This is a genomic window from Nonomuraea indica, from assembly GCF_002850745.1.
Classification (GTDB): domain Bacteria; phylum Actinomycetota; class Actinomycetes; order Streptosporangiales; family Streptosporangiaceae; genus Nonomuraea; species Nonomuraea indica.
The window spans coordinates 623961-649156 of the sequence record NZ_KZ559466.1 but is presented as its reverse complement, the minus strand read 5'-3'; the positions used below and the strand labels follow the sequence as shown (position 1 = coordinate 649156).

Sequence of the window (25196 nt, the reverse complement as noted above, 5' to 3'; positions counted from 1 at the left end):
CCGGCCAGAATGCTCAGCACGATCCGGACCTTCTCATCAACCGGGATCGCAGGGGGTTGGGGCATCACGGACTCCTTGGTCAGAGGACAAGCATGGACCTCTGCCAGAAATCATGACGCGGGACAAGAGGCACGACGAACGGGGCCTGAAGCACCGCGATGTGAAGACGACCCGCGTTGTGCCGATCCCTCCGGAGCTGGTGGCCATCCTCCGACATCACATCGAGCAGCACGGCGTGGCCGAAGACGGCCGGCTGTTCCGCACGCGAACCGGTGCCGTCTTCTCGGGCTCGACCATCTCCAAGGTCTGGAAGGAGGCACGGACCTTCGCGCTCACCCCCGACCAGGTCGCATCTCCGCTGGCTGCCCGGCCGTACGACCTGCGGCACGCGGCCGTGTCGCTCTGGCTCAACGCCGGCGTCCATGCCCCGGAAGCCGCAGGGCGCGCCGGCCACGGGGGTGGACGTGCTGCTCAAGGTCTACGCCAAGTGCATCGACGGACAGCGCGACGTCGCCAACGGCCGGATCTTGGAAGCCCTGTCGCAGTGATCGCGCGGAACGCAACGGACCCCGGACGCCATCCCGGGGTCTTTTGCTATGTGCGACCTGGGCAAACGCCCCAAGATCCATTCCGCGTATGTACCGCGACCGGCGGCATACGGCTGCTTTCCGCTGCTTCCGGCTGCCTGTTCGCGTAACCCGCGGCCCCGCGAAACCCCTGCTCAAGCGAGGGATGCGGTGGTGAAGAGAGTAGGGCGGGTGGGACTTGAACCCACGACCCACGGATTATGAGTCCGATGCTCTGACCGGCTGAGCTACCGCCCCTGGATTCAGTTGTACGGGCGAGGCGATGCCCACGCGCATGCCTAGGCTAGAGCATGGGGTCCCGCCGTGCTGCCTCGCACATCATTCCACGGCGGCGGGAGTTGATCGAGCCGGTCTTCGACGCCTACGGCCGCGGGATGGCGGGGTAGCGTCGCCGGGGTGAGCGTACGGCTGGTGTACGAGACCCATTCCGTCACCGTGGACAACGAGGCGGGGATCGCGACGGGGTGGCTGCCGGGGGAGTTGTCGCCGCGGGGGCGGGAGTTGGCCGCCGAGTTGGGAAGGCGGCGGCGCGACGTGGACGTGGTGTACGCCTCGGATCTGCGGCGTGCGGTGCAGACGGCGGAGATCGCGTTCGGCGGTGGCAAGGAGGTCAGGCTCGACGCGCGGTTGAGGGAGTGCGACTACGGGGTTCACAACGGGGGCCGGTGCGTGAGGTGGCTGAGCTGCGGCGCCGGTACATCGACACGCCGTGGCCGGGCGGGCAGAGCTACCGGGACGTGGTGGGTGCGACGGCGGCGTTCCTGGAGGAGGTGCGGTGGGAGTGGGAGGGGTGTTCCGTGCTGGTGATCGCGCACTCGGCCAATCGATGGGCGTTGCAGCACCTGCTCGACGGGGTGCCGCTGGAGGAGCTGGTGGACGCGCCGTTCGGGTGGCGGCCGGGGTGGGAGTTCGTGCTGGGGTGAGTGGCCGGGGAAAGGGTGGAGGAAGTGGTGGGGGAAGGGCGTCATGACACGGTGCCGAAGCCGGTGTTCCTGACCAGCCAGTCGCTGTAGAGGAGGCTGCGCCGTACCGCTTCGGCGTGGGCCTGGCGGGCCTGGGAGAGCACCCAGGCGGCGTCGGCGGCGGTGGGGTGGCGGCCGAGGAGGTGCCGCCAGCGCAGTGGCGTGCCCGCCAGCGGCAGCATGACGAGTCCCGCCGCGGGCTGGTGGGTGGCCTGGCAGAGCGCGACGGCCCGGCCGACCTGGACGAGGTGGATGCAGGTGGACACGTCGGTCTCGTAGATGGTGCCCGGCGTGAACCCGGCGCGTGCGCAGGCGATGGCGAAGCAGTCGGCGAAGCAGCCGTCGCAGGGGGTGACCGCCCACTGTTCGTGCGCGAGGTCGGCGAGTTCGACCTCCTTCTCCGCGGCGGCCGGGTGCTGCTCGCTGACCAGCACGAACACGGGGTCGACGCTGACGGTCTCCCAGGGCAGCGTTCCGGCGGGGGCGCCGCTGTCGCCGCAGGCGCCGATGAGCGCGAAGTCGAGGCGGCCGAGCTCCACCCGGGTGATCAGTTCGTGCGCCGACCAGCTCGTGTACGTGGTGACGGAGCGTTCGGTGGCGAGCCGGTCGACGAGGCTGCCGAGGATGGGCCCGTGGGTGGCGCCTATCCGGAACCCCGGCGAGGGGGCGTGGACGAAGCGGGCGGCCTCGTCCTGGAGTTCCTGTGCGGCGGGCAGGAGCACCCGGGCCCTGGCGATGACCAGCTCGCCGAGGCGGGTCGGACGGGCGCCGTGCCGGTCGCGCTCGAACAGGGTGCCGCCAAGGGCCCTCTCGATGCGCTTGAGCTGGGCGGTCAGGGCCGGCTGTGCCAGGCCCAGCAGAGCGGCGGCCTTGCTCACACTTCCCGCGTCCGCGATCGCGCGGACGATTCTGAGGTGCCTGAGCTCGAGGTCCATAAACGGGAAGGTAAGGCGGTCTCCCTCGGCCGACAATGCCTTATGTCAGGAAATGTGACTGATATTGTCGAGCTCCTTCCGGGGTAGGGGGGTTCCCATGACGACGATGGGCATTGATCCGAGAGACCTGGACGACGACGACCTGCTGCGTGAGCTGCGGCAACTGCACACGACCCGGACCGACACCCTGCTGCACGGCTCGGATGACGCGCTGGCGCGGCACACGTCGCGGACGAACGAGCTGGAGAGCGAGTATCTGCGCCGCTACCCCGAGCGTGACGTGGACCCGGGCCGGCTGCGCGAGGGAGCGAGGCAGCGCTGATGGCTCGCGACCACGACGTGCAGGCCCTGTCGGACGTCGACGTCCACGTGTACGAGGCGGTCGCCTCGCAGGCGGTGGGCGGTGACCCCGTGGAGCTCGGCGAGCTGGCCCGGGCGACGGGGATGGGGGAGGACGACGTACGGCACAGCCTGACCACGCTCATCGAGCAGGGATACGTGGTGCCGAAGGGCGACGGGTTCGGCCTGGGACCGCACACCTTCGGCCTGGAGTACTAGAGATCGTCAGGGCGTGAGCGACCTGGCCAGGTATGTCGCCGTAGAGGTGGAGGCGTGGGCCAGCTCGGCAGGCGTGCCCTCGAAGACGACCTCGCCGCCGTGCCGGCCCGCCTCCGGCCCGAGGTCGATCACCCAGTCGGCGTGTTTGACGACGTCGAGGTCGTGCGCGATCACGATGACCGTGTTGCCGGCGTCCACCAGCCGGTCGAGCAGCGCCAGCAGCGTGCCGACGTCGGCGGGGTGCAGCCCGGTGGTCGGCTCGTCGAAGACGTACACGGTGCCGGTCTCGCCCAGCCGGTGGGCCAGCTTGAGCCGCTGGCGCTCGCCGCCCGACAGCGTGCTGAGCGACCGGCCGAGGGTCAGGTGGCCGAGCCCCAGCTCGCCCAGCCGCGCGATGCCCGCCAGGTCGAATCCCGGCAGGTCGAACGCGGCCGCGGCCTCGTCGGCCGTCATCGCGAGCACGTCGGCGATGGTGCGTCCGGCCACGGTGTGGGAGAGCGCCTCGGCGCTGTAGCGGGAGCCGCCGCACACGTCGCAGACCCGGGTGACGGGATCCATGAACGCCAGGTCGGTCCTGATCTCGCCGCGCCCCTTGCAGGCCGGGCAGGCGCCGGCCGAGTTGAAGCTGAACAGGCCCGGCGTGGTGCCCGACGCCTCGGCGAACATCCGGCGCAGCGGCTCCATGACGTCGAGGTAGGTGGCGGGGGTGGAGCGCGGCGAGGCGGCGATCGGCGACTGGTCGACGACGACCGTGGCGGGATGCCGGGCGGGCAGTTCGTGCCGCATCAGCGTGCTCTTGCCGGACCCGGCCACACCGGTGACGGCTGTCAGCACGCCGAGCGGGACGCCGACCGTCACGTTCTTCAGGTTGCAGGACGACGCCCCGGCGATGGTCAGCCACCCGCTGGGGGCTCGTACGACGTCCTCGAGCGGGGTGGCCCGGGCGAGCATGCGGCCGGTGCGGGTGCCGCTCCGCCGCAGCCCGGCGACGCTCCCCTCGTACACCACCCGCCCGCCGTCCGCGCCCGCGCCCGGGCCCATGTCGACCACATGGTCGGCCATCGCGATCACGTCGCGGTCGTGCTCCACGACGAGCACCGTGTTGCCCGCGTCGCGCAGCTCCAGCAGCAGGTCGCCGAGGCGGTGCACGTCGCGGGGGTGCAGGCCGACGCTGGGCTCGTCGAAGATGTACGTCATGCCGGTCAGGCCGCTGCCCAGGTGGCGCACGGTCTTGAGCCGCTGGGCCTCGCCGCCGGACAGCGTCGGCGTCTCCCGGTCGAGGCTGAGGTAGCCGAGCCCGACCGCGTCGATCCGGCGCAGCGACGCCACGGCCGCCTCGGCCACCGGGTCGTCGAGCCGGTCGAGCACGCCGATGAGGTCGGCCGTCTCCATCGCGCAGTGGTCGGCGATGCTCAACCCGTCGATCCGCGAGGCCAGCGCGGCGGCGTTCAGCCGGCGGCCGCGGCAGGCGGGGCACGGGCCCTCGCGCACCATGGCGCGGGCGGCCCTGTCGAGCCGGTCGAGGTCACGGTTGAGGTGGAGGCGGTGGAAGCGGGTGACGACGCCCTCGTACTCGTTGACCCGGTCACCTCGGTCGATCTTGAAGCCGCCGCCGTGCAGCAGCAGGTGGAGCTCCTCCTCGGTGAAGTCGCGCAGCGGCTTGCGGGGGTCGAACAGCCCCGAGTCGGCGTAGAGCCGGTGGGCGTAGCCCCCTACGGCGAACATGCGGATCGCCCCCTGGGCGAGCGACAGGTCGCGGTCGAGGAGGCGGTCGAGGTCCACCTGGATCTTCTTGCCGAGGCCGTCGCACTCGGGGCACATGCCCTGCGGGTCGTTGAAGGAGTAGGCCGTGGCCGGACCCGCCGACGGCTCGCCCCGGCGCGAGAACAGCACCCGCAGCACGGGATGGATCTCGGTCATCGTGCCGACGATGGAACGGGCGTTGCCGGTGACCTGCCGCTGGTCCACCACGACGGCGGCCGTCAGGCCGGTCAGCCGGTCGGCGCGGGGCCGCTCGTGCTTGGTCAGCCGGTGCCGGGCGAACGTGCCGAACGTCTCGGCGAGCTGCCGCTGCGACTCGGCGGCGATCGTGCCGAACACCACCGACGACTTGCCGGATCCGGACACGCCGGTGAACACGGTGAGCCGCTCCTTGGGCAGCCGCAGCGAGATGCCCTTGAGGTTGTTCTGCCGCAGGCCGGTGAGCATGATGTCGCGTGACACGCCTGTCCTCCCCTAGCTTTGGCTAATGCTTTTAGCCTAAGCTACAGGGCGTGGCCGACATTCCGGATCGCCGAGCACGCCGCCGGGCCGAGACGATCGCCGAGATCCTCGACATCGCGCTGGAGGTGATGGCGGAGGAGGGCGTCGCCGGGCTGAGCCTGGCCGCCGTCGCGCGGCGGCTCGGCGTCCGGCCGCCGTCGCTGTACAAGTACGTGGCCTCGCGGCACGCGGTGTACGACGCGCTGTTCCGGCGCGGCCAGGAGGGCTACCTCGACGCGGTACGGCAGGCGGCGGCCCCGCACGAGCCGGGCCTTGCCGCGATGGGCGCCTCCCTGGAGGCGGGGGCGCGCTGGATCATGGCCAACCAGGTGACGGCCCAGCTCCTGTTCTGGCGCCCGGTGCCGGGCTACCGGCCCTCGCCGGAGGCGTACGCGCCGGCGCTGGCCGTCCACGAGCACTTCGCCGCCCTGATCCGGGCGGCGGTCGCGCGTGGGGAGCTGCATCCGGACGCGGCGGGGGAAGAGGGGCTCGCCCTGGCGGCGAGCCTCATCGCGGGGCCCATCTCCCAGCAGCTCGCCAACGAGCCGGGCGCGACGTACGAGGAGGGGCGCTTCACCCGCCTGGTCCCGCGCCTGCCCGCCATGTTCGCGGCGATCTACCCGCCGCCGTGAGCGCGCGGCGATCTACCCGCCGCCGTGAGCGCGCGGCGATCTGCCCATCGCCGTGAGCATGCGGTGATGGGCAGATCCCCGTGAGCGTGCGGTGGTCTGCCCGCCGCCGTGGGCGTGCCGTGGTCCATCCGCCGGCGTGGGTGCGGGTGGGCCTACCCGCCGTCCGGGTGCGGGAGGATGCCGGCCGCGGTGAGCTGGGCGTCCGGTGGCGGGGCGCCGCGCCGGTTGTCGATCTCGAGGTGGGGCACGGCCGGCGGCTCGTCCACCTTGACCGCCTGCAGGAACGCGTCGAAGTCCGCCAGCTTGCCCGCGTCCCTGCCGAGCCCGCGGGCCAGCAGCCGCTCGCGCAGCGTCTCGCCGTCCGAGCGCACCCACAGCAGGCGCACCGGCGGGCCGCCGAGCTCCGTCACCCACCCGGCCCACCGCTCCGCCGAGTGGACCTGCCCGGTGAACGGCCCGTCGAGCAGCACGGGGCACCCGTGGCCGCGGATCTGCCGGGCCAGCCGGGTCAGCCCGGCGTACTCGTGACGCTTGACATGCCGGTCGTACCAGGGGCCCTCACGCTCGCCGTACGGCCTGCCGTACCCGGAGAGGACCGCGGCGACGAAGTCGCCGTAGACGGTGTCCTTGTCGAGCAGGGCGGGCACCGGCGACAGGCGGGCGAGCAGCTCGGCCGCGACCGTCGACTTGCCCGCGCCCGGCGGCCCGCTGACCACCCACACCGTGCCGATGCGCGCGTTCACGGGGTCCGCACGCGTCAGGCGTAGCCGCTGGTCAGCCAGCGCAGCGGGTTGTCGTGGGTGATCAGCCGGACGACGTCCTCGCCGGCGCCGGCCTCGCGCAGGCGGGGCAGCAGCTCGCGGAACAGCAGCCCGTAGCCGGGACCGCCGTACTTGGCCGTCTGGGCGATCCGGCTGAGGCCGGTGCTGAGCAGCAGCCGCTCGGCATGGCCCTCCTCGACGAGGTCGAGCGCGATCCGGGCCGCCCGTTCCACGCCCGCGCCGAGCGCGGTCACGCTCACGTACGCGCCCGCTTCGGCGATCTTCCGCGCGGTGGGCACGTCCGAGCCCGCGTAGCCGACGCTCACCCGCGCGCCCGGCACGCCGCTGCCCAGCAGGAGCTCCAGCATGCCGAGGCCGTCACGGCCGTAGGTGGCGACCGGCAGGCGGGTGGCCACCGACGCGCGGGCCGCGGCGACGAGCGCGCGCTCCTCCGCGGGCGTCGGCACGGCGCCCCAGCAGCCGACCTCGCCGATCACGCCGGGGAACACCCCGGTGCCGTCGAGGCCGTCGGTGATCTCCCGCATGAGCGTCCCGGTGAGCGCGTCCACGTCCGCGTCGCGGATCTCGGTGAACGGCTCGGCGAACAGTCCGGTTCCGGCGATCACCGGTACGCGGCTCGCCGCGGCGACGCGGGCGAGGGTGGCGGCGTCGCGGCCCATGCCGACGGAGGTCAGGTCGACGACCAGGTTGAGCCGGTCGGACTGGCGCACCTCGTGCAGCTCTGCGGTGACGGTGTGCTCCTCGTCGAGCCAGCGGTGCGGGTCGGAGTCGATGCCGACCGCCCAGCGCATGTCGGTGCGCAGGTGCTCGTGGGGGAGGACGGCACCGTCGATGGAGGCGGCGCGGACGGGGCCGGTGACGGTGCGAAGCATGACCTCGGGCATAGGAGACATTAACCGATCGCTGGAGGTACCTGCAGATCCGGGCGGCAGATTTTACTTATGACGGGGTTTGGCAGTCATGACCCTTCTGTCCGCCTGCGTCGGGCGGAAGGGCCTTATCCTTGGGAGGCACATCGAACGTCCGGGGGTACCGTGCCGATCCAAGATTCCGACACCGGGGACGCCGACGTGGTCAAGGACGAGGCCGCGGGGCGGTCCGGCATGCCACAGCGCCGCAGCGGCCTGCACGGCTGGCTCGACGGCATCCGATCCACCCGCACCGGGGCTCTCACCCTCAAGATCGTGATCGGCGTCATCGGCGCCGTCATGGTGGTCGGCGGGCTCATCATGGTGCCGTTCCCCGGGCCGGGCTGGCTCGTGGTCTTCGCCGGCCTCGCCGTGCTGGCCACCGAGTTCCACTGGGCGCACCGGGTGCTGGAGTTCGGCAAGCGCATGCTGCACGCCTGGACCGAGTGGTACAAGCGGCAGGGCTGGACGGTGCGGATCATCGTGCTCGTCGTGACGGTGTGCGCGGCGACCGCGATCGTCTACTTCGGGATGCGGACGCTCGGCATCGACCTGCTCATGTACGCCCAGCGGTTCGTCTGATCACAGGTAGAGGCCGGTGCCGTGGTCGGTCTCCTGGGTGGCCACGGCGTGCAGGTCGCGCTCGCGCATGACGAGATAGGTCTGCGCGTGCAGCTCCACCTCGAACTGGTCCTCCGGGTTGAGCAGCACCTTGTCGCCCACCTTGACCGAGCGCACGTTGGAGCCGACGCCGCAGACCTCGCCCCACGCCAGCCGGTTGGCCAGCTTGACCGTCGCCGGGATGACGATCCCCGAGCCGCTGCGGCGCTCCTCGGCCTTCTGCTCCAGGCGGATCATCACGCGGTCGTGCAGCATCTGAATCTCGAACTTGGGCTGTTCCACGGGTCAAGTTTACGATCCGCCGGGACGCCGTCGCCCTGCCGGACACGCTCGCCCTGTCCACTCCCGGCCGGTATCACCACCGATCACCGCAGAGGTTCGCGTCGTGAGAGGCTTGCCTCATGCACGACGTGGAAGCCAGGGTCCTCGACGCCGTCGACGACGCCGAGACCGTTGCCCTGCTGGCCGAGACGGTGCGGGTGCCCAGCGTCACCGGCACCGACGCCGAGTCGGAGCTGCAGCACCGCGTGGCCCGCCTGCTCACCGAGGCCGACCTGGACGTGGACCTCTGGAAGATCGACCTTGACGGCCTCCGCCGGCGTGACGACTGTCCCGCCACCGAGGCGCCCCGCACCGAGGCCTACGGCGTCGTCGGGGTGACCGGGGGAGCGGGCGTGCCCGCGCTGGCGCTGCAGGGCCACGTGGACGTCGTGCCGGTCGGCGACCTGGCCAAATGGGCGGGCGGCGACCCGTTCGCCGCCCGGATCACCGGCGACATCCTGCACGGCAGGGGCGCCTGCGACATGAAGGCCGGCCTCGCCGCCAACCTCGCCGTGGCACGCGCGATCAAGCGCTCCGGGGTACGGCTGGCCCGGCCGCTCGCCGTGCACTGCGTGGTCAGCGAGGAGGACGGCGGGCTGGGCGCGTTCGCCACGCTGGCCCGGGGGCACACCGCGGAGGCGGCCGTGATCACCGAGCCGACCAGCGGCGCCGTCATCACCGCCAACGCGGGCGCGCTGACGTTCCGGCTGGAGATCGAGGGGCTGGCCGCGCACGGCGGCGCCCGCCTGGAAGGGGTCAACGCCGTCGAGGTGTTCTGGCCGGTCTTCGAGGAGATCAGGCGGCTGGAGGAGGAGCGCAACCGCGACGTGCCGACCGTGTTCGGCGACAACGTGCTGCCGTACCCGATCGAGATCGGCACCGTGCGGGCGGGCGACTGGGCGAGCAGCGTCCCCGACCTGCTCGTGGCCGAGGGGCGGATGGGGGTCCGGCTGGACGAGGACCCGGCCGAGGCGCGGGCCGCCTTCGAGGAGGCGGTGCTGGGCGTGGCCAGCCCGTGGCTGCGCGACCATCCGCCCGTCGTGACATGGCCGGGCGGGCAGTTCGCCAGCGGCCGGCTGCCCGCGGGGCATCCGCTGCTGGGGGAGATGAACCGGGCGGTCGCCGACGTCTGCGGCACCTCGCCGCGCGAGGCCGCCGCGCCGTACGGGAGCGACCTGCGGCTGTACGCGGCGGGCGGCATCCCGACGCTGCACTACGGGCCGGGCGACGTCCGCTTCGCGCACGCGCCGCGCGAGCAGGTGGATCTCCGCGAGCTGCGCGAGACCACCCGCGCCCTGGCCCTCCTCGCGGTGCGCCGCTGCGGCACCCTCTGACCAGCCCGCGCGAACCGGCCCCGAACGCCGGTCCCGCGTGGACCAGCGCACGAACGGTCGGCCCCGGGCGGACCAGTCCCGATCGGCCGGTCCCGCGCGGGCCGGCCCCGAACGGCCGGTCCCGGGTGGAGCGGCCCCGAATCGACTCGCATCCACGCGAGCCGGACCTGCGCGGGTCGGGCTCGTGCGGGCAGTCGCGGGCGGGCAGGTGGGGGAGGGGTGTCAGGCGTCGGCTGAGACGCGGCGGCGGGCCTCCGGGACGATGAGCGGAGTGCCCGTCTGCGGGTCGGGGATGATCTCGCAGCGCAGCTCGAACACGTGCTCCACCAGCTCCGGCGTGACGACGGCGGACGGCTCGCCCTCGGCGACGATCCGCCCGTGGCGCATGACGACGAGGTGCGTGGCGTAGCGGCACGCCTGGTTGAGGTCGTGCAGCACCGCCACCATCGTCCGGCCGGCCTCGTGCAGGTCGGCGCACAGGTCGAGCACCTCGATCTGGTGCGAGATGTCGAGGAACGTCGTCGGCTCGTCCAGCAGCAGGATCGGGGTCTCCTGGGCCAGCGCCATGGCCAGCCAGACGCGCTGCCGCTGCCCGCCCGACAGTTCGTCCACGATCCGGTCGCCCAGCCCGGCCACGTCGGTGGCGCGCATCGCCTCCGCCACCGCCGCCTCGTCGGCGCGCGACCACTGCCGCATCAGCCGCTGGTGCGGGTAGCGGCCGCGGGCCACCAGGTCGGTCACGGTGATGCCGTCGGGCACGATCGAGGACTGGGGCAGCAGGCCGAGCCGTCGCGCCACCTCCTTCGACGGCAGCGAGGTGATGACGCTGCCGTCGAGGTGCACGGCGCCCTTCTTCGGCTTGAGCATGCGGGCCAGCGCGCGCAGGAGGGTGGACTTGCCGCACGCGTTCGGGCCGATGATCACGGTGAACGACTCGTCGGGGATCACCACGTCGAGGTCCTCGGCCACGACGCGCTGGTCGTAGGCGAGGGTCAGGCCGCTGCCTGACAGGCGGCTCCCGCGGGGATCGGGACGGGACATCAGTGGCGGTCCTTTCGCAGGAGCAGGGCCAGGTAGACGCCGCCGATCGCGGCGGTGACCACGCCGACGGGAAGCTGCTGGGGCGCGATCAGCCGCTGGGCGACCAGGTCGGACAGGGTCAGCAGCACGGCGCCGACGAGGGCCGACGCCGTCAGCGTGACGCCGGGCGAGCGGGTGAGCCGTCGGGCGAGCTGCGGCGCGGCGAGCGCGACGAAGACCACCGGCCCGGCGGCGGCCGTGGCCACGCCGCACAGCAGCACCCCGGCCGTGATGGCGGCGGCCCGCACCGCCTCGACGTTGATGCCCATCGACCGGGCGGCGTCGTCGCCCATCTCGATCATGCGCATCGGCCGGGACACGTACAGGCAGATCGGCAGCAGGACGGCCAGCGCCAGCGCCACGGGGACCGCGTGGTCCCAGCCGCGCCCGCCGAGGCTGCCGGTCAGCCACGCGCCGGCGGTCGCGGCGTCGTTGATGTTGGCCCGGGTCAGCAGGTAGAAGCTGACGGAGTTCAGCAGCGCGTTGGCGCCGATGCCGACGAGCACCAGCCGGTAGCCCTGCACGCCCCGCCGGAACGCCAGCCCGTACACCAGGGCGGCCGTCACCACGCAGCCGGCCATCGAGCCGCCGGCGATCTGCGCGGCGGTGCCGCCGGTCACCACGGCGAGGATGCCGCCGGTGGAGGCGCCGGCGGTGAAACCGATGAAGTCGGGACTGCCGAGCGGGTTGCGGGTCAGGCTCTGGAAGAGCGCGCCGCTGAGCCCGAACGCGGCGCCCACCAGCAGGCCGGTGACCACGCGCGGCGCGCGCAGCTTGCCGACGATCAGCTCGGCCACCGGCGTGCCCTGGCCGAACAGCGCCGCCAGGACGTCCGGCACCGGCACGGTGAACTCGCCGGTCGAGATCGCGGCGACGGCGACGGCGAAGGCGACGAGCACGAGCGCCGGGCCGGCGACCAGGGCGCGCGGCGCCGGGCGCAGGGACCAGGGGCCGACGCGGACGGCGCCGCGCCGCCGGACGGCGCCGGGTCCGGCGCCCGGCCGGGTGGTGGGACGGGTCATAGCGCGGCGATCCTCCTGCGGCGGGCCATGAGGATGAAGACGGGCGCGCCGAGCAGCGCGCACATGATGCCCACCTGCACCTCGCCGGGCCGGGCCACGAGCCGCCCGGCCACGTCGGCCGTCAGCAGCAGCACGGGCGCGACGAGCGCGGAGTAGGGCAGCACCCACCGCTGGTCCGGCCCGACCACGGCCCGTACGGCGTGCGGCACGGCCAGCCCGACGAACCACAGCGGCCCGGCGGCGGCCGTGGCGGACCCGCACAGCAGGGTCACCGCGACGGCGGCGAGCACCCGGGTCCGGGTGACCGCCACCCCGAGCGCCCGGCCGGCGTCGTCGCCGAGCGACAGCGTGTTGAGCGGCCTGCCGAGCAGCAGCCCCACGGCGAGGCCGGCGGCCATGAACGGCGCCAGCCGCACCAGCGTGCCCGCGTCCTGCCCGGCCAGCGACCCGGTGAGCCAGAACCGCATCCGGTCGAACGTCTGCGCGTCCATCCGCAGGATCGCCGACGACGCCGCGGTGAGCGCCATGCCGACGGCGACACCCGCGAGCGCCAGCCGGACCGGCCCGGCGCCGGACCGGCCCGCCGATCCCAGGGAGAAGACGACGACGGAGGTGAGCGCGGCACCGGCGAACGCGAACCACACGTAGCCGGCCGGGTCGGAGACCCCGAGCAGGCCGAGCGCCACGGTGACGCCGAGCGCGGCCCCCTGGTTGATGCCGAGCAGGCCCGGGTCGGCCAGCGGGTTGCGGGTCAGGCTCTGCATGAGCGCACCCGCCAGGCCCAGCGCCGCGCCCACGCCGATGCCGAGCAGGGTGCGCGGGACCCGCAGCTGGCGGACCACGGTGTGGTCGTTGGAGCCGTCGGGGGCGAGGAAGGCGTCCAGGACGGTCGCCGGCGGCACGGCCCGCGCGCCCAGCGCCACGCTGGCCAGTCCCGCCAGCACGAGCAGGCCGAGCGCCGCGACGAGCCCCGCGGCCAGCACGGCCTGACGGGTGCGCCGCGGCGCAGCCGGCCCACCGGCGACCTCGGGCGGCCGGCCGACGGCCTGTGCGTCCGCTCTCACCTGGGCCCCTCTCGTCAGCATCAAAGTAAGGTAAGGCTAATCTCATGCGAGACCAATAAAGGCAAGCCTAACCTTAGGAGATCGACATGGCGGCACCGGTACTGGCTCGCAGGGGCTTCCTCGGCGCGGCGGCGGGCCTGGCGGCGGCGCTCACCCTGGCGGCGTGCGGGTCGGGATCCGGGACCGGCGGTGACGCCACCACGGCCGCCACCTCGTCGCAGAGCGCGGCGGCCGGGACGGCGTGGACGTTCACCGACGACCGCGGCAAGAAGCTGGAGCAGCCCAAGGCCCCCTCCAGGGTGGTGGCCCAGGTCGGCTCCGCCGCCGCGCTGTGGGACTTCGGCGTGCGCCCGATCGGGGTGTTCGGCCCGCACAAGCTGAAGGACGGCAGCAGGGACCCCCAGGTCGGCAACGTCGACATCACCAAGGTCGAGGGCCTCGGCAACGTGTGGGACGAGTTCAACGTGGAGAAGTACATCTCCCTCCAGCCCGACCTGCTGGTGAGCAACATGTACGTGAAGGACACGCTCTGGTACGTCCCGGAGAAGTCGAAGGCCACGATCGAGCAGGTCGCCCCGACCGTGGGCATCATGCTCACCGGCAAGAGCGCCACCGACGTGATCGGCAGGTACGAGGAGCTGGCCAGGTCGCTCGGCGCCGGCCTGCAGGGCGTGCCGGAGGCCAAGGCGAGGTTCGAGGCCGCGACCAAGGAGCTCGCGTCGTTCAAGGACCTCAGGATCCTCATGATGTCGGGAGGCCCCGACACGATGTGGGTGGTCAACCCGCCCGAGTACCCCGACATCACCCACTTCACCCAGAACGGCCTGAACGTCATCAAGCCCTCCAAGGTGGACGAGGGCGGCTTCTTCCAGTCGCTGAGCTGGGAGAACGCCGACACCTACGAGGCCGACGTCATCCTCTACGACACGCGGACCCAGTCGCTCACCCCCGAGGAGATGATGAAGAAGCCGACCTTCGCCAAGCTGCCGGCGGTCAAGGCCGGACAGCTCTACCCGTGGCGCGCCGAGGCGCCGTTCAGCTACCAGGGCTACGCGGCCTCCCTGGAGGAGCTGGTGGCCAACCTGAAGAAGGCTAGTAAGCTCCCCTGACCTCGACGATCTCCGCCAGCGGGAACTCCAGGTAGTCGCCCGCCTCCTCGCACCACGCGTCGAGCGCGCCGCCGCGCAGCTCGCCGTGACTGATGGTGGCGGTCAGACCGCCCGTCAGGGTGATCCCGGCGCGCACGCCGCGGTCGACGACGAAGCCCAGCAGCGACTGCTGGGCCGTGGGCAGCCGGGTGGCCATCCGCCCGATGACGGCCCAGGTGCGCCCGCCCTGCTCGGCTGCCTGACCGGCGGCGACCAGGCGGCGGGCGTGCTCGTAGGGGTCGGGCGCCGGCTCGGCCACCAGGTGCGGCAGAACGTTCCCGGTCTCGGCCAGCTCGGCCACCTGGCCCCCCGGCAGCAGCACGAGCCTGCCGCCCGCGCCGCCGCGCGGCTCCTCGGACCGGGTGCGCCGGATCGCGATCTCCCCGGTGTCGGCCACGGCCACCGGGGAGAAGCCGTTCTCGCGCAGCGCGGCCAGCGTGCGCTCGGCGCCCGCCGCGCTGACCAGCACCGTGGGCGCGAGCAGCCGCAGGCCCAGCCGGGCCAGCCGCCGGTGCCCGGCGATCTCGGCGAGCAGCCCCGGGTCGGACGCCTGTACGACGCAGCCGACGGTGCGCACGGTCACCTCGCCGTGCCGCCGGGCCACGTCACGGACGAGGTAGTCGAGGGCCTGCGGGATCGTGCCGACCGCGGCCAGCTCCTTCAGCAGCTCGCCCGCCTCGTGGCCGAGGTCGAGGGCGCCGCGCACGCTCTCGGGGGTGAACCGCCACACCGACGCCGCGCCCCGTGACTCGCGCTCGGCCACCCGGTCGAGCAGCGCCGCCAGCTCGGCCGACGGCGGCCCGGTCACCACGGCGGTCAGGTCGGGGCCGAACAGCGCGCTGCGCCTGACGCTGGCCAGCGCCCGGGTGGACGCCTCCGTCAGCATCGGGTCGTGCTCCACCACCGGCACGGAGTCGTCGCTCTCGTCGCCCGCCCGGTCGGCCAGATCGGCCAGCGCCCGGCCGAGATCGGTGAGCGCGTCGTTGGCGAGCAGCCCCAGCAGCCGCGCCTCCTCCAGCACGGCCGGTGCGCACTCGGCGAGCAGGGCCGGGTCCAGCATCGGGGCGTGCCAGTGGACGTGGCGCACCAGGCTGTCGCGGTCGGCGCCGTCGCTGGACAGCGCCGTGCCGGACGGCAGGTGCGCGAGTACTGTCAGCACGGCCCGGCGGACGCGGGCCACGTCGGCGCCGCCCCGGTCGTCGCCGAGCACCGTGCCGTACCTGCCGTCGACGCGGCGCAGCGACGAACGCTCCATCCGCCACCACGCCGACAGCAGCACGCGCAGCCGGGCCGAGCCCTCGTCGAGCCGCCACCGGTCGAAGCGCTCGGTCGGCACCATGCCGCCCGACTCCTCGTCCCAGGCGAGCAGGCGGGCCACCGCGCAGATCTCCAGCAGCAGCCGCGTCTCGTCCTCGTCGCAGCCGGTCTCCTTGGCCACGCGGCGCACCTCGCGCACGCCCACGCCGCCGGTCTTGAGCAGGGGCAGCGGCGTCTTGGAGGTGTTGTCGAGCAGCGCCGCGCACCGTTCGACCGCGTGCGGGGCCGCCAGCGTCATCAGGTGGTCGACCTCCTCGGGGTCGACCGGGATCGTCGCGACCTCGGGCGGCTCCGGCGTGAAGGGCGCGTGGTAGCCGGGCCCGCGCAGCGCCAGGGCGACCTCGCGGGGCATCTCGGCGACGTGCCAGCTCGGCCGGTAGAGCAGCCCGTGGTCGGCGCTCCACCGCTCGGGGGTGCCGGCGATGACGAACCTGCCGCCGTCGACGTCGCGGACGGGGCCGTCCCAGGCGAACAGGTCGAGCAGCTCGCGCGTGCCCTCCGGGGCGTGGCGCAGCAGCGCGGCCAGGTGGGCGGGGTCGGCGAGCACCTCGCCGGCCCGGGCGATGACGCGGCGCTTGTTGCCCTGCGACGGGATGCCGAGCCCCCGGGCCAGCGTGCGCACCATGTCGTCGCTGACCGTCCAGGAGTTGAGATGGCGGTCGAGCGGCTCGCCGAGGCCGAGCGGCGCCGACCAGCAGCGCGACACGGCCTCCGCCAGATGGATCACGCCGTGGGCGTCCGGCCAGGCCAGCGCGTGGTCGCAGAGCCGGTCCAGCCACGGGGTCACCTCGTCGAGCGACGCACCGAGCAGCCCCGCCACCCGTTCGGGGGTGGCGGGCCGCACGACCAGGCACGCCTGCGCCAGCTCCAGACAGGGCAACGGGAGTCCGCGCAGCGCTTCGGTCACGGCGAAACCGCTGCTCAGCCGCTGGGCGAGCGTGTCGAGCCGCCGCGGCCACGGCGCCGCGATGGCGTCAGGCCGGTTGGCGAGGATCCGTCCGAGCCTGTCTTCGTCAAGTGTCCGCAGCCAGCCGAGCAGGTGATCATCCATCGGTCAGCACTCTCATGGGGTCGCGCGGGGGACTCACCGTGAGCCATGACCATCCACGGTAGTGCAGATCACCGACCCTCAGGAGAGGACTGCCCAGACGATCTTCCCCCGGGGAGCGAGCGCCGACCAGCCCCAGCGGAGGCTGAGCGAGTCGACGATGTGCAGGCCGAGCCCGCCGGGGTCGAGCGGCCCCGGATAGCGCAGTGCCGGGACCGCCGAGGCGGGGTCGGTGAAGGCGCAGGTGACCAGGGAGCCCCGGCGCACGAGCGACAGGTGCACGGAGGGCCGCCAGCCCGGCTCGGCCGCGTGCAGGCCGTGCCGCAGGGCGTTGGTGGCGAGCTCGGAGATCACGAGCTCCATGTTCTCGGCCAGCTCCGCCAGCTTCCAGGCGGTCAGGGCGCCGGCGGTGAAGCTGCGGGCGGCGTGCACGGACGCGGGCGTCGGGGGGAGGGCGAACGTGGCGCTCGCGGACGGGCCCGGGACCAGCAGGTCTCGTGCCGCCTCCGGCCACCAGCCGAGAGGGGGCCACCAGTCGAACGTGGTCCATTGGCCGGGCGCCAGGGTGGATTGCACTAGATCATTCTGCGGCACACTCTCGTGCAGGTGCAAGAGCGAATGCACGTGCAGAGGATGCGTGCAGGCGCTACGGTTCTCCTCAAAAGGTCAAAAGTGGCGGGAAAGGGGATCTTGGCCGCGGCCCATGATCTTTCGGCCGTGAAGTGACAGACTATGAGTTAAGGAAACAACCAAGGAGCAGCGCGTGTCCCTCGATCCGCCCGGTTCTGGTTCGACCGTTCGGCGCATCATGCTCGGCGCCAGTCTCAGGCGTCTGCGTGAGGCCAAGCGTCTCACCCGCGACCAGGCCGGATTCCACATCCGGGCGTCCGAGTCCAAGATCAGTCGTATGGAGCTCGGTCGTGTCGGGTTCAAGACACGCGACGTGGAGGACCTGCTCACCCTGTACGGCGTCAGTGACGACGCCGAGCGCCGAGCCCTCCTGGAGATGGTCCGCGAGGCCAACACCCCCGGGTGGTGGCACAAGTATTCCGCCGTGCTGCCGTCGTGGTTCAGCACGTACGTGGGGTTGGAGGAGGCCGCGAGCCTGATCCGCACCTATGAGGTGCAGTTCGTGCCCGGCCTGCTGCAGACGGCGGACTACGCGCGAGCGGTGTTCCAGCTCGGCAATCCCGATGACGCTCCCGAGGAGATCGAGCGCCGCGTGCATCTGCGCATGCAGCGTCAGGAGCGCCTCACCCAGAAGGACGGCCCGCGCCTGTGGGCGGTCATCGACGAGGCGACGCTCAAGCGGACCATCGGCGGGCGAGAGGTCATGTACCGGCAGCTCCAGCACCTGCTGGAAGTCGCTGCCCTGCCCAACATCACCCTGCAGGTGATGCCCTTCAGGTTCGGCATGCACGCCGCTGAAGGGGGCGCGTTCAGCATCTTGCGGTTTCCGGAGTCCGACCTGTCGGACGTTGTCTATGTCGAGCAGCTCTGGGGTGCCCTGTACCTGGACAAGCGTGAGGACGTCGATCCATACCTCACGGCCATGGAGCAGTTATGCGTGGAGAGCACCACGCCCGGGGGCACCGTCGAGCTCATCGGCGGTCTTCTCAGAAAGATGTAGATGAAGCAGACCTACAACGGCATGCCCGCGACCGACCTCAAGCAGGTCGCCTGGCGCAAGAGCCGCTACAGCAACTCGCAGGGCAACTGCGTGGAGCTCGCCGAGCTTCCTGACGGCGGGGTGGCGGTGCGCAACTCCCGCTTCCCCGACGGTCCCGCCCTGATCTACACCCGCGACGAGATCCGGGCCCTGGTGCTCGGGGTCAAGGACGGGGAGTTCGACGGCCTGATGGTGTAACAGCGCGTTAACCTCCGGCGCGTCCCCTTAACGGGGGCGCGCCGGAGGCGTAATCGCCCCGCATCGCCGGGTCGGCATGATCGGCTCATGCTCGACCAGATGACTCTCTATCCGATCGCCGACGACGTGCTGTTCGCGCCGGGCGGCAAGGTCGTGATCCGCACCTACGGCGTCGCCCCCGCGGGCGCGGGCGGCTCCAGCGGGTCGGTCTCCTACCGCACCTGGGTGACGGGCGTGCGCGACCAGCCGCGCTACTGGCACTGGGGCCACTTCGAGGACGCCGCCTCCGGGCACCGCCGCGTGCTGGAATGGCTGACCGGACGGGGGCCGCAGCCGGCCGAGTCGCTCTGCTGACCGCTGTGCTACGCTGCCAATCCGAGCAATCGCTTGGTTGAGGGAGGCGCGGTGCGGCGCGGGATATTCCTTCTCGAAGAGGTCGACTTCCGGCCGATGAACTCCCGGCGCCCCCTGGAGTACCTGACCTGGCTGACCCGCTACAAGCGCGAGGACGAGACCCGCGAGACGCCCGCGCTGACCTCCGGCATGTCGATCCGGTCCCGCGACATCGACCTGGCCGGCGCGTTCTACGCCGTCGGCATCACCGGCCACCCGCAGTTCAAGGTCGTCACCCTGTGGGAGTGCCACGGCGGCTGGGACGGGGGCTGGCGGCAGATGATGGACATCTACCGGGGCGTGGACGACCGGCTCTTCCTGTCGGACATCGACGACCTGCGCTTCTCGGCGTTCTCCCGGCCGCTCGGCGCCGTGCGCGGCACCCCGGCGCCGGCCGAGGTGGCGCCGGCCGAGTTCTACGTCTTCGAGAGCGCGCGGGTGCGGCCCGGCGCCGCCGCGGCCTACCTGGAGGCGGTGCGCGCCGAGCGCGCGCCCGTCCTCGCCGGGCACGGCCACCGGCTGGCCGGGCTGTACGAGGTGCTGTACTGCGACACCGAGGCGGTCACCCTGTGGGCGGTCTCCCTGGACGACCACCTGGCCACCCGGCGCGCCCGTGACGCCGCGCTCGGGCTGGACGACGAGGTCGAGCCCGACGACCGGCTGCTCGCCTGGGACGTCAGGGCCCGCGACTTCCTCGACGGGCCGTGGCGCGAGACCCTGCTCGCCCCCTTTCCCGGCAGCCGCATGGCCCCGCGCGACGTCGAGGCGGACGTCAGGAGTCGTTGACGGGGGCGTTCCAGGTGAGGATGACCGGCTCGCCGTGCTCGAAGCCGAGCCGCGAGTAGGTGCCCGTCTCCAGCTTGAACAACCGCCCGTCCACCGGCGCGAGCCCGAGCCAGCGGGCCGCGACGACGCGCAGCAGGTGGCCGTGCGCGACCAGGACGACCCGCCCGCCGGCCGCGCGGGCGCGGGCGATCACCCGGTCGGCGCGCGCCCCCACCTGGGCCGCCGACTCGCCGGGGTGCTGCTCGTCGCCCGGCGTCACACCGTCGCGCCACAGGTACCAGCCGGGACGGGTCCGGCGGATGTCGGGCGTGGTGACGCCCTCGTAGCCGCCGTAGTCCCATTCCCACAGGTCGGCGTCCACCTCGGGCTCCGGTATCCCGGCCAGCTCCGCCGTGCGGCGGGCGCGCTGCGCGGGCGAGGTGAGCACCAGGTCGAACGCGACGCCCTTGACGAGCGGCGCCAAGGCGCGCGCCTGCTCCTCGCCGCGGGCGGTCAGCGGGACGTCGGTGCGCCCGGTGTGCCGGCCGGTACGGCTCCATTCGGTCTCGCCGTGCCTGAGGAGCAACATCTCATCCATCCCCATATCATCCGGCACGCCCGGCCGGCGTGGCGGATCAGGGGTGGCGGATCAGGGGTGGCGAGCTCCTCGACGGGCGGGCGGATCAGAGGGTGGCGAGCTCCTCGACGGGCGGGCGGATCAGGGGGTGGCGAGCTCCTCGACGAGCGGGGTGAAGGTGTCGAGGTCGCGTTCGTCGTGCAGGACGAAGTAGGAGACGCCGTGCTCGTCGCGCCAGTGGCGCAGCCGGTCCAGCATGTCGCGGCGGGTGCCCGGCAGCACCTGCGGGGTGCCCGCCAGGCGGGAGACGTCGGCGGCGCTCCACGTCGCGCCGGCCTTCGGCTCGCCGGCCTGCATGACGCTCGTCCCCAGCTCCGGCCCGCCGTGGCGGTCGCCGGCCGCCTCCCTCACCGTGCGCAGCTTGCCGAGGAACGCCTCCTCGCCGCCGTCGCGCTCGTCGGGGCCGCTCCCGTCCGGCCTCGTGCGCAGCGTCAGGTGCACGATGTCCGCCTCGCGCGCCGCCAGGCGCAGCAGCCGGGGCCCGCCCGCCCCCAGCAGCAGCGGGGGATGCGGCCGCTGCGCCGGCCTGGGGCGCTGGGCCAGGTCGCGGACGCGGTAGTGGTCGCCGTCGAAGGTGAACGGCCCGTCGCCCCAGAGTCCCTTCAGCACGGCCAGCGCCTCGGCCAGCCGGGCCACCCGAGCCCCCGGCGGGTCCAGCCGCAGCCCCGCCGCGGCGTAGTCGGCGGCCATCCAGCCGGTGCCGATGCCGACCTCCAGCCGGCCGCCGGACAGCAGGTCGAGCGTGGCCGCCTCCTTGGCGAGCACGGCCGGGTGCCGGAAGTCGTTGGCGAACACCAGCGTCCCCACCCGTAGCCGGCTCGTCGCGCAGGCCGCCGCGGTCAGCGCCGCCACGGGCGCGAACCGGGCGCCGACGAGGTGGTCGGGCACCAGCAGCACGTCGAAGCCGGTGGCCTCCAGCCGCCGGGCCTTCTCGGCCCACTCCTTGCCGGACTCCGCGTGCCGCACCACCGCGCCGAACCTGAACCGCCGCACCGCGGACCTCCTCGCTCGACCAGGCGTCTGGGCGAAGTGTACGCCGGTAGGCTTACCAAGCGCTTGGTTGAGATGCCACACTGGCGCCATGGACATCCCGGTGCGCGAGGTCACCGACGACGAGGCGGCCTTCTTCCACGACCACGGCTGGGCCCGCCTGCCCGCGCTGGTCGCGCCCGAGGCCGTGACCGCGCTGCGCGAGCGGGCGGCCGGGCATCTGAGCGCGCGCGAACGGGCCCGTGCCACGCTGGTCGACCAGGCGTTCGGCCAGTCACGCGACGTCGCCGAGACCGACGCGGCGTTCCGCGCGCTCGCCCTGCACCCCCGCATGGGCGGCAACGCCGCCCGGCTGCTGGGCGGCGTCCGGGCGGTGCGCGTCCAGGTGACGAACCTGCTGGTGAAGGAGCCCGGAGAGCACGGCGCGACGGAGTTCCACCAGGACTTCCCGTGGATGCCGATGGACCGCTCGGCCATGCTGACGGTCTGGCTGGCGCTGGCCCGCGTGCCGGCGGACATGGGCGCGCTGCGCTTCTACAGCGGCTCGCACCGCCACGGGCTGCTCGGGCGCAGCTTCACCCGAGCCGGCGACGGCCAGCTCAGCCAGCACCCGTGGCTGACGGAGCTGGAACTGTCGCCGCCGCTCGACCTCGAGGCCGGGGACGCCACCGCGCACCACGCGCTGACCGTGCACGGCGCGCCCGCCAACCGCCGCGACACGCCGCGCCTGTCGTTCACCGTGACCTACTTCGACGCCGACGCCCTCTACACCGGCGCCCCGTACCGGCAGACCGACGGGCTCGGCCTGCGGGTCAACGAGCCGTTCGAGCACCCGAGGTTCCCGTGCCCGAGACCGTGAGAGGGCACGTCGCCGACCTGGGCGCGACGCTCATGCACGAGCACGTCTTCGGCCTGAGCCCGGAGATCCTGTGGAACTGGCCCGACATCCCGGAGGGCTGGGACCCGGAGGCCAGGGCCAGGGAGGCCGCGGCCAAGCTGGAGGCGCTGAAGGCCGAGGGCGTCGACACCATCGTGGACCTCACCGTCGTCGGGCTCGGCAGGTACGTGCCGGCGGTGCAGCGGGTGGCCGAGCTGACCAGCGTGAACATCGTGGCCGCCACCGGTCTGTACACCTACGACGCGCTCCCGCCGTACTTCGCCAACCGGGGCCCCGGCTCGCTGTTCGGCGGGCCCGACAGGCTCGCGGAGTTCTTCGTCCGCGACATCGCCGAGGGCATCGGCCGGACCGGGGTGAAGGCCGCCATGCTCAAGTGCGCCACCGACCGCGCGGGCATGACGCCGGGCTGCGAGCGCGTCTTCCGGGCCGTCGCCGAGGCCCACCTGGAGACCGGCGCGCCCATCACCACCCACTCGCACAGCGGCACCCGGGGCGGCCTGGAGCAGCAGCGGCTGCTCGCCTCGCTCGGCGTGGACCTGACCAGGGTCGTCATCGGGCACGCGGGCGACTCCACCGACGTCGCCTACCTGGAGGAGCTCGTGGCGGGCGGCTCCTACCTCGGCATGGACCGCTTCGGCATCGACACGATCAGCCCGTTCGAGGACCGGGTGGCGGTCGTGGCCGAGATGTGCGCGCGCGGGCACGCCGGCCGGATGGTGCTGGGACACGACTCCTACTGCTTCAACGACCGGTTCGACGCCGAGGTGGTGCGCCGCCGCCACCCCCGCTACCACCTGCTGCACGTCTCCCGCGACGTGCTGCCCGAGCTGCGCAGGCGCGGCGTCACCGAGGAGCAGATCCACCAGATGCTCGTGGCCAACCCCCGGAGGGTCCTGTCATGACCGAGGACTTCGACGTCGGCGCCGACTGGCACGTCGCCGCCCCGTACCCCTTCCTGGCCCGGCTGCGCAGGGAGCGGCCGGTCTTCCGCAGCGAGCATCTCGGCGCGTACGTGCTGACCCGCTACGCCGACGTGCGCGCGGCCTACGGCGACCCGCGGCGCTTCTCCTCGAAGGGGTCGCTCACGGTCTCCCGCAGTCTCAGCCGGGAGACGCGCGACAGGCTGGGCGAGCACGGCTCGTTCCTGTCGAGCTTCGTCGCCAACGTGGACCCGCCCGACCACACCCGGCTGCGGCGCTCGGTGTCCCGGGCCTTCACGCCGCGGGCCGTCGCGGCGATGGAGGGGCGCTTCCGGCGGCTCAACGAGGACCTGCTCGACCGGATCGAGCCGCGCGGCGCGGCCGACTTCGTCCGCGACATCGGGCACGAGCCGTCGATCAAGCTGACCGCCCGCTTCATCGGCGTGCCCGAGGCGGACGAGGAGTTCGTGCAGGCGCGCGTCAAGGAGTGGTTCCAGCTCTTCCTGGCGCCGCAGCCGCCCGAGCGGCAGCGGGAACTGGCCGACGGCTTCCTCGGCTACCTCGACTACGTGGACCGGCTGGTCGCCGCCCGCGCCAAGGAGCCGCGTGACGACTTCGTCTCGCTGATGACCTCGCTCATCGGCGCCGAGCTGACCCATCGCGAGGTGGTGGAGCTGATCTCCACGATCCTGCTCGGCGGCAACGACACCGTGCCCAACCAGCTCGGCAACGCCGTCCTGCGGCTGCTGCGCGAGCGGGCGTGGCCGGTCGAGCCCGCCCTCGTCGCGAACGCGGCCGAGGAGTGCATGCGGATCGACGGGGCCTCCCTCGGCTCCTTCCGGTACGCCGTCACCGACGTCACCCTGCACGGCGTGACGATCCCGGCGGGCTCGCTGGTGCTGCTGTCCACCGACTCCGCCGCCCATGACGAGAGCGTCTTCCCCGACCCGGAGCGGTTCGTGATCGACCGGCCGAACGCCGACGCGCACCTGGTGTTCGGTTACGGCATCCACTTCTGCGTCGGCGCTGCGCTCGGCCGGCTGCAACTGCGCACCGCCCTCGAGGTGCTCGGCCGCCGCCTGCCCGGCCTGCGGCTGACGCCGGGCGCGCCGATCGCCTTCCGCCGCTCGATCGTCGGCCGCGGCCTGGCCGGGTTGCCGGTGGAGTGGTGACCGGCACGCGGTGGCGTGACCCGGCCGGGTAGCGCCACATTTGCGTCATTCGTCCCACAAGCCGCAAGCTTTCCCTGACGGTGACGAACCAAGGGGGGCACGTGGAGCCTGTGGCGGTGGGACTGGTTGGAGCGGGACCGTGGGCGGAGCTGGCGCACGCCCCCATGCTGGCCGCCGGCCCGCACACCCGGCTGGCCGGGGTCTGGGCCCGCCGCCCCGAGGCCGCCGCCCGGCTCGGCGCGCCCGTCTTCGAGCGGGTCGAGGAGCTGTTCGACGCCTGCGAGGCCGTGGCGTTCTGCGTGCCGCCCGCCGTACAGGCGGAGATCGGCGTCCGCGCGGCGCGGGCGGGCAAGGCGCTGCTGCTGGAGAAGCCGCTCGCCGACTCCCTGGCGAACGCCGAGCGGCTGGCCGCCGCCGTCGCCGAGGCCGGGGTGGCCTCGCAGATGGTGCTGACCCTGCGTTACGCCGCCGGCACCCGGGAGTTCCTGGCCCGCTGCGCCGAGATCGAGCCGTTCGGCGGCCACGCCGCCAACATCTCGGGCGTGCTGCTGGGCGACCACCCGTTCGCCACGCCGTGGCGGCTGGAGCGCGGCGCGCTGCTCGACGTGGGACCGCACGTGGTCGACCTGCTCGACGCCGCACTCGGCCCCGTCACCGGGGTGCGCGCGCACGGCCACCCGCTCGGCTGGACCGGGCTGCTGCTCGACCACGAGGGTGGAGCCGTCAGCGAGGCGTCGCTGTGCATGACCGTCCCGGGCGACACGCCGCCGTCGTCGTTCGCGGTCTACGGCCGCGGCGGCAGCGCCGTGCTCCGGCCGTCCGGCGACGACGCGCTGGCCACCGTCGCCGAGGAGTTCGCCCGCACCGTCAGGCAGGGCGGCGGCCACCCCCTCGACGCCGCCCGCGGCCTGCGGCTGCAGCGGATCATCGCCGACGCGGAGAACCAGCTGCGTTCCGGATGAGCCGCCCCTTG

Annotated in this window: 28 protein-coding genes, 1 tRNA gene and 1 pseudogene; 17 read left to right on the top strand and 13 right to left on the bottom strand. The window is 73.1% G+C overall.

The features are described from left to right. Positions 1-422: 422 nt before the first annotated feature. A complete protein-coding gene (locus CXR44_RS41550; protein WP_281260235.1) occupies positions 423-548 on the top strand; it encodes a hypothetical protein in 126 nt (41 codons plus the stop codon). Positions 549-750: 202 nt separating this feature from the next. Here the strand turns inward: CXR44_RS41550 and CXR44_RS03045 are convergent. Further along, a tRNA-Ile gene (locus tag CXR44_RS03045) sits at positions 751-824 on the bottom strand. Between the two features lie 159 nt (positions 825-983). Here CXR44_RS03045 and CXR44_RS42080 point away from each other — a divergent pair. Both CXR44_RS42080 and CXR44_RS40550 read left to right on the top strand, forming a co-directional pair. Further along, positions 984-1235 (top strand): annotated as a pseudogene (locus CXR44_RS42080) (histidine phosphatase family protein); the annotation flags it as partial. 17 nt (positions 1236-1252) lie between these two features. Next, complete coding sequence (locus tag CXR44_RS40550; protein WP_245898787.1) at positions 1253-1510, top strand: histidine phosphatase family protein; 258 nt, start codon at positions 1253-1255, stop codon at positions 1508-1510. A gap of 41 nt (positions 1511-1551) precedes the next feature. Here the strand turns inward: CXR44_RS40550 and CXR44_RS03035 are convergent, their stop codons facing one another. Then, positions 1552-2484, bottom strand: a complete 933-nt coding sequence (locus CXR44_RS03035) for a LysR family transcriptional regulator (RefSeq protein WP_101783261.1) — start codon at positions 2482-2484, stop codon at positions 1552-1554. 106 nt (positions 2485-2590) lie between these two features. On the opposite strand from CXR44_RS03035, the gene CXR44_RS03030 reads away from it, so the two are divergent. Both CXR44_RS03030 and CXR44_RS03025 read left to right on the top strand, forming a co-directional pair. After that, positions 2591-2806, top strand: a complete 216-nt coding sequence (locus CXR44_RS03030; protein WP_245898786.1) for a DUF6158 family protein — start codon at positions 2591-2593, stop codon at positions 2804-2806. Then, complete coding sequence (locus tag CXR44_RS03025; protein WP_101783259.1) at positions 2806-3042, top strand: IclR family transcriptional regulator; 237 nt, start codon at positions 2806-2808, stop codon at positions 3040-3042. Before CXR44_RS03030 ends, CXR44_RS03025 begins: the two co-directional genes overlap by 1 nt. Positions 3043-3048: 6 nt before the next feature. Here CXR44_RS03025 and CXR44_RS03020 read toward each other — a convergent pair whose 3' ends face one another. Further along, complete coding sequence (locus tag CXR44_RS03020) at positions 3049-5265, bottom strand: excinuclease ABC subunit UvrA (protein WP_342748522.1); 2217 nt, start codon at positions 5263-5265, stop codon at positions 3049-3051. 50 nt (positions 5266-5315) lie between these two features. Here CXR44_RS03020 and CXR44_RS03015 point away from each other — a divergent pair, with 50 nt between their 5' ends. Continuing rightward, positions 5316-5936, top strand: coding sequence for a TetR/AcrR family transcriptional regulator (locus CXR44_RS03015; protein WP_219601642.1), 621 nt, complete (start codon positions 5316-5318; stop codon positions 5934-5936). Between the two features lie 152 nt (positions 5937-6088). Here CXR44_RS03015 and CXR44_RS03010 read toward each other — a convergent pair whose 3' ends face one another. Then, positions 6089-6679 carry a P-loop nucleotide/nucleoside kinase family protein gene (locus CXR44_RS03010; RefSeq protein WP_245898785.1) on the bottom strand — a complete coding sequence of 197 codons (591 nt, stop codon included), beginning with the start codon at positions 6677-6679 and terminating at the stop codon, positions 6089-6091. A gap of 14 nt (positions 6680-6693) precedes the next feature. Then, entirely contained in the window at positions 6694-7590 is an 897-nt protein-coding gene (locus CXR44_RS03005) for a phosphotriesterase family protein (protein WP_245898784.1), read from the bottom strand. A gap of 162 nt (positions 7591-7752) precedes the next feature. Between CXR44_RS03005 and CXR44_RS03000 the strand changes: the two genes are divergently transcribed. Then, complete coding sequence (locus tag CXR44_RS03000) at positions 7753-8208, top strand: TIGR02611 family protein (protein WP_101783257.1); 456 nt, start codon at positions 7753-7755, stop codon at positions 8206-8208. Here CXR44_RS03000 and CXR44_RS02995 read toward each other — a convergent pair whose 3' ends face one another. Beyond that, complete coding sequence (locus CXR44_RS02995) at positions 8209-8529, bottom strand: GroES family chaperonin (protein WP_101783256.1); 321 nt, start codon at positions 8527-8529, stop codon at positions 8209-8211. A gap of 119 nt (positions 8530-8648) precedes the next feature. Between CXR44_RS02995 and CXR44_RS02990 the strand changes: the two genes are divergently transcribed. Continuing rightward, complete coding sequence (locus tag CXR44_RS02990) at positions 8649-9902, top strand: ArgE/DapE family deacylase (RefSeq protein ID WP_101783255.1); 1254 nt, start codon at positions 8649-8651, stop codon at positions 9900-9902. 222 nt (positions 9903-10124) lie between these two features. On the opposite strand, the gene CXR44_RS02985 is transcribed toward CXR44_RS02990, so the two are convergent. From CXR44_RS02985 to CXR44_RS02975, 3 genes are read right to left on the bottom strand one after another with little or no spacing between them, the layout of a single operon-like run. Continuing rightward, positions 10125-10943, bottom strand: coding sequence for an ABC transporter ATP-binding protein (locus tag CXR44_RS02985; RefSeq protein WP_101783254.1), 819 nt, complete (start codon positions 10941-10943; stop codon positions 10125-10127). Continuing rightward, the gene (locus tag CXR44_RS02980; protein WP_101783253.1) at positions 10943-12004 is read right to left on the bottom strand and encodes a FecCD family ABC transporter permease; all 1062 of its coding nucleotides are present in this window, start codon (positions 12002-12004) and stop codon (positions 10943-10945) included. Before CXR44_RS02980 ends, CXR44_RS02985 begins: the two co-directional genes overlap by 1 nt. Beyond that, positions 12001-13068, bottom strand: a complete 1068-nt coding sequence (locus CXR44_RS02975; protein ID WP_245898783.1) for a FecCD family ABC transporter permease — start codon at positions 13066-13068, stop codon at positions 12001-12003. The genes CXR44_RS02980 and CXR44_RS02975 overlap by 4 nt, the downstream gene beginning before the upstream one ends. Before the next feature lie 86 nt (positions 13069-13154). Between CXR44_RS02975 and CXR44_RS02970 the strand changes: the two genes are divergently transcribed. Continuing rightward, the gene (locus CXR44_RS02970; RefSeq protein WP_101783251.1) at positions 13155-14177 is read left to right on the top strand and encodes an ABC transporter substrate-binding protein; all 1023 of its coding nucleotides are present in this window, start codon (positions 13155-13157) and stop codon (positions 14175-14177) included. Here CXR44_RS02970 and CXR44_RS02965 read toward each other — a convergent pair. Continuing rightward, the gene (locus CXR44_RS02965) at positions 14161-16584 is read right to left on the bottom strand and encodes a helicase-associated domain-containing protein (RefSeq protein ID WP_101783250.1); all 2424 of its coding nucleotides are present in this window, start codon (positions 16582-16584) and stop codon (positions 14161-14163) included. The two genes, CXR44_RS02970 and CXR44_RS02965, sit on opposite strands and share 17 nt — an antisense overlap. Before the next feature lie 78 nt (positions 16585-16662). After that, complete coding sequence (locus CXR44_RS02960; RefSeq protein WP_101783249.1) at positions 16663-17157, bottom strand: ATP-binding protein; 495 nt, start codon at positions 17155-17157, stop codon at positions 16663-16665. A 232-nt stretch (positions 17158-17389) separates the two neighbouring features. Between CXR44_RS02960 and CXR44_RS02955 the strand changes: the two genes are divergently transcribed. From CXR44_RS02955 to CXR44_RS02940, 4 genes are all read left to right on the top strand, one after another. Further along, positions 17390-18211: a helix-turn-helix domain-containing protein gene (locus CXR44_RS02955; RefSeq protein ID WP_101783506.1), complete on the top strand. Its 822-nt coding sequence runs from the start codon at positions 17390-17392 to the stop codon at positions 18209-18211. Continuing rightward, positions 18212-18448, top strand: a complete 237-nt coding sequence (locus CXR44_RS02950) for a DUF397 domain-containing protein (protein WP_101783248.1) — start codon at positions 18212-18214, stop codon at positions 18446-18448. Between the two features lie 87 nt (positions 18449-18535). After that, complete coding sequence (locus CXR44_RS02945) at positions 18536-18802, top strand: hypothetical protein (protein WP_101783247.1); 267 nt, start codon at positions 18536-18538, stop codon at positions 18800-18802. 51 nt (positions 18803-18853) lie between these two features. After that, a complete protein-coding gene (locus tag CXR44_RS02940) occupies positions 18854-19627 on the top strand; it encodes a hypothetical protein (RefSeq protein ID WP_101783246.1) in 774 nt (257 codons plus the stop codon). Here CXR44_RS02940 and CXR44_RS02935 read toward each other — a convergent pair. Both CXR44_RS02935 and CXR44_RS02930 read right to left on the bottom strand, forming a co-directional pair. Further along, a complete protein-coding gene (locus CXR44_RS02935) occupies positions 19614-20204 on the bottom strand; it encodes a histidine phosphatase family protein (protein ID WP_101783245.1) in 591 nt (196 codons plus the stop codon). The genes CXR44_RS02940 and CXR44_RS02935 overlap by 14 nt on opposite strands. 120 nt (positions 20205-20324) lie before the next feature. Further along, complete coding sequence (locus tag CXR44_RS02930; protein ID WP_245898781.1) at positions 20325-21236, bottom strand: TIGR03621 family F420-dependent LLM class oxidoreductase; 912 nt, start codon at positions 21234-21236, stop codon at positions 20325-20327. Between the two features lie 88 nt (positions 21237-21324). On the opposite strand from CXR44_RS02930, the gene CXR44_RS02925 reads away from it, so the two are divergent. The 4 genes from CXR44_RS02925 to CXR44_RS02910 all read left to right on the top strand — a co-directional run bounded on the left by CXR44_RS02925 (position 21325) and on the right by CXR44_RS02910 (position 25185). Beyond that, positions 21325-22092: a phytanoyl-CoA dioxygenase family protein gene (locus CXR44_RS02925; protein WP_101783243.1), complete on the top strand. Its 768-nt coding sequence runs from the start codon at positions 21325-21327 to the stop codon at positions 22090-22092. Continuing rightward, positions 22077-23033: a phosphotriesterase family protein gene (locus CXR44_RS02920; protein ID WP_245898779.1), complete on the top strand. Its 957-nt coding sequence runs from the start codon at positions 22077-22079 to the stop codon at positions 23031-23033. The genes CXR44_RS02925 and CXR44_RS02920 overlap by 16 nt, the downstream gene beginning before the upstream one ends. Then, a complete protein-coding gene (locus CXR44_RS02915; protein ID WP_101783242.1) occupies positions 23030-24223 on the top strand; it encodes a cytochrome P450 in 1194 nt (397 codons plus the stop codon). The genes CXR44_RS02920 and CXR44_RS02915 overlap by 4 nt, the downstream gene beginning before the upstream one ends. Positions 24224-24339: 116 nt before the next feature. After that, positions 24340-25185, top strand: a complete 846-nt coding sequence (locus CXR44_RS02910) for a Gfo/Idh/MocA family protein (protein WP_245898777.1) — start codon at positions 24340-24342, stop codon at positions 25183-25185. The last annotated feature ends 11 nt before the right edge of the window (positions 25186-25196 follow it).